We start from the raw sequence: 3,276 nt of genomic DNA, 5'->3' as shown, positions 1-3,276 counted from the left end.
CCGCGCCGAGCGCGACGGCCCGGGCGTGCAGCGGCGCCGGTATGTCGTAGTGCGCCCCGCTGGGACGGTTCTGGAAGGCGCGGCGGGGAATCCCGAGCTGCTGCGCCAGCGCATGCAGCTCGGGCAGGGTGTCGGCCATCAGATGCGCCCAGCGCTCGCCGCGCCAGGGATGTACCGCATCGTCGATATAGACCGTCACCGGTAGCCTGCGGCTCAGCCCTGCGGCTTGTCGCCGGTGTCGGCTTCAGCAGCCGGTGCGGCTTCGGCGTCGGTGCTGTCAGCCACGTCGGCGTCTTCGGCAGCCATTTCCTCGTCGCCGCTTTCGAACTCGGCCACCAGCGCGGCCAGATAGTCGTCGGCGGTCTTGCCTTCGTCGGTGGCCAGATCGTTGATCATCGCCTCCAGCTGCGGGGAGTACTCCAGGCTGACCTTGCGGCCTTCCTTCTCCTGCACGTTGGCCAGGTGCTTGAGCATGGCCAGCATCGGCACCGGGTTGTCGGCGTTGCCCATGGTCTGGCCACCGATGGCCAGCAGCCATTCGTTGCCCTGCAGACCGATGGCGGCCACCACCTGGCCTTCTTCATTCATCAGCACGGCGTGGTTTTCCACCGGCTGCTGGGCGTTCAGGCGGGCGAACGGGCGGCGCGGGGCCTGCTTCTTGCGCTGGTCGCGCTTGGCTTTGGACTGCTTGGACATGATGCTCGGGCTATGGGAAAACAGCGCCCATTGTAGGCCTCAGTCGGCGACGGTGACCGGATCGGCGTTGCCGCCCGCAGCCGCGGCGGCCAGTGCCGGCAGCGGCAAGGTGTCGGTTTCATTCAGGGCGGCGGCCTCGGCATCCCTGGTCATCACCACGATGCTGATCCGGCGGTTGATCGGGTTCTGCGGGTTGGTTTTGTCGAACAGCACCGAGGAGGACAGCCCGACCACGCGCGCGACCTTGGCCTCGTCCATGCCGCCTTCCAGCAGCGTGCGCCGCGCGGCGTTGGCGCGGTCGGCGCTCAGTTCCCAGTTGCTGTAGCCCAGCTGGGTCGAATAGGCGGTGGTGTCGGTGTGGCCGGTCAGGCTGATGCGGTTGGGCACCTGGGAGATGAAGTGCGACAGCTCCAGCAGGATCGCCCGGGTGTAGGGCATCAGCCGCGCGCTGCCCAGATCGAACATCGGCCGGTTCTGCTGGTCCACGATCTGGATGCGCAGGCCCTCCGGGGTGATATCCAGCAGCAGCTGATCCTTGAACGGCTCCAGCGCCTGGCTCTTGCTGATGGCTTCCTGCAGTTCCTGTCTGAGCGCTTCCAGCCGTTGTTTCTCGCGCTCGCGTTCCTGTACCGGAGTTGGCACGGCTTGCTGCTGGTTCTGGAACGGGTCGCTGCTGTTGCCGCGCGAGATGTCGGTGGCGCCCCCCAGTTTGATCATCGAGGTGCTGGCACCGCCCGGACCGGCCATGCCCGGGGCCGGCGTGGCGCTGCTGCCGGCCAGCGGGCTGGGATTGCGGAAATACTCGGAGATCGCCGCGCGCTCGGGTTTGCTGGTGGCGGCCATCAGCCACAGCACCAGGAAGAAGGCCATCATCGCGGTGACGAAGTCGGCGTAGGCCACCTTCCAAGAACCGCCGTGGTGGCCGCCGTGTTTGACCTTCTTGACCCGGCGGATGATCACCGTGGGTTTGGTTTCGCTCATGACCGGCGCCTTACTTGACCGACTTCAGTTGCTGCTCGAATTCGTTGAAGCCCGGGCGCAGCGCCGAGGGCACCGTCTTGCGCGCGAACTCCAGGGCGATCTTCGGGTTGTAGCCGCGCAGACACGCCAGCAGCGCGGTCTTGACCGATTCGTAGATGCGCGCGTCCTGCTCGGCGCGGGCTTCCACCGCCGCGGCCAGCGGGCCGACAAAGCCATAGCCGAGCAGGATGCCGAGGAACGTGCCGACCAGCGCGCCGGCGACATGGCCACCGACTTCCTTGATGTCGCCGCCGATCGAGCCCATGGTGATGACGATGCCCAGCACCGCGGCGACGATGCCGAAACCGGGCAGTCCGTCGGCGACCTTGTTGAGCACCGCGGCCGGCGCCAGCGACTCCTCGTGGTGCTTTTCCAGCTCCAGTTCCAGCAGCGCCTCCAGTTCGTGCGGCTCGATATTGGAGCCGATCATCAGCCGCAGGCAGTCGGTCATGAAGGCCATCAGGTGGTGATCGGCCTGGATCTTCGGGTAGCTGGCGAACACCGGGCTCTCGCCGGGGTTCTCCACGTGCTCCTCCAGCGCCATGAAGCCCTCTTTGCGTGCCTTGTTGAGCAGTTCGTAGACCAGGCTGAGCACGTCCAGATAATCCTGGCGCTGGTACTGCGGGCCTTTGAAGGTGCCCACCACCGCGGCCAGGGTCTGTTTGACCAGCTTGAGCGGGGTGCCGATCAGGAACGCGCCCAGTGCCGCGCCGCCGATGATCACCAGTTCATAGGGCTGCCACAGCGCGCCCAGGCGCCCGTGCGCGCCAAGATAGCCGCCCAGTACGCTGAGGATGACGACGAGCAGACCAACGATGATGAGCATGGGGCAGGCACAAGGAGGGAATCTCCCGTTGTCGGCCTGGCGCGCCAGAACTGAAGTGTGAACTCAGTCGGCGGGCATCGCTTCGGCGCCGCCGCGGCCCAGCGGGTTGGGATATCGCTCGCCGTGGCCGGCGAAGCCCAGCGATACCGAGTTCAGGCAGTGCCGCTCGAAGGTGGGCGGCGGACCATCCGGGAAGACATGCCCCAGATGGCTGTCGCAGCGGGCGCAGACGATTTCCGTGCGCACCATTCCGTGGCTGGTGTCGCGGATCTGCCGCACATGCGCCGGATCGAACGGGGCGAAGAAACTGGGCCAGCCGGTGCCGGAGTCGAACTTGGTGCTGGAGCGGAACAGCGGCAGCCCGCACAGCCGGCAGCAGTAGACGCCCGCCCGCTTGTTGTCCAGGAATACGCCGCAGAACGGGGCCTCGGTGCCGTGGTGCAGCAGCACGCGCGCCTCGTCCGGGCTCAGCCCGGCGATCAGGGTGGCGCGTTGCGCGGCGTCCGGAGGTGTGAGGTCGAAAGCGGTCATGGTTGGGGTCCGATGGGGCGAGGACATGGTAGGTGCGTGCGGGGATCGGACCAAGCCGCCGCGTTCATCGCTGCGCCAGCCGTTCGGGTGCATGCTCGAACCGATACATAAAGGGAGGCCCCCATGACCAGGTTTGCCCGCATTGTGCTGTTGCTGGCCGGCGGCCTGCCGCTGGCGGCGCAGGCGCAGCTAAAACCGGCGCC

5 protein-coding genes are annotated in these 3,276 nt (G+C 67.1%); all 5 read right to left on the bottom strand.

The genetic code is table 11. From position 1 onward, the window contains the following. A partial coding sequence (locus JCM9942_RS12690; RefSeq protein WP_054660100.1) for a DUF4031 domain-containing protein occupies positions 1 to 199 on the bottom strand: 199 nt, incomplete at its 3' end. A gap of 14 nt (positions 200 to 213) precedes the next feature. Then, complete coding sequence (locus JCM9942_RS12685; protein WP_054660098.1) at positions 214 to 696, bottom strand: hypothetical protein; 483 nt, start codon at positions 694 to 696, stop codon at positions 214 to 216. Between the two features lie 39 nt (positions 697 to 735). Next, on the bottom strand, positions 736 to 1,677 hold the full coding sequence (motB, locus tag JCM9942_RS12680; RefSeq protein ID WP_083468538.1) for a flagellar motor protein MotB: 942 nt from the start codon (positions 1,675 to 1,677) through the stop codon (positions 736 to 738). A gap of 10 nt (positions 1,678 to 1,687) precedes the next feature. After that, entirely contained in the window at positions 1,688 to 2,542 is an 855-nt protein-coding gene (motA, locus tag JCM9942_RS12675; RefSeq protein ID WP_054660096.1) for a flagellar motor stator protein MotA, read from the bottom strand. A gap of 63 nt (positions 2,543 to 2,605) precedes the next feature. Then, entirely contained in the window at positions 2,606 to 3,073 is a 468-nt protein-coding gene (gene msrB / locus JCM9942_RS12670; RefSeq protein ID WP_054660094.1) for a peptide-methionine (R)-S-oxide reductase MsrB, read from the bottom strand. Between the last annotated feature and the right edge of the window lie 203 nt (positions 3,074 to 3,276).

It is taken from the genome of Stenotrophomonas pictorum JCM 9942, assembly GCF_001310775.1.
GTDB classification, from domain to species: Bacteria; Pseudomonadota; Gammaproteobacteria; order Xanthomonadales; family Xanthomonadaceae; genus Stenotrophomonas; species Stenotrophomonas pictorum.
Note: the sequence above shows the minus strand (reverse complement) of the source record. Positions and strands in the feature narration are given on the sequence as shown.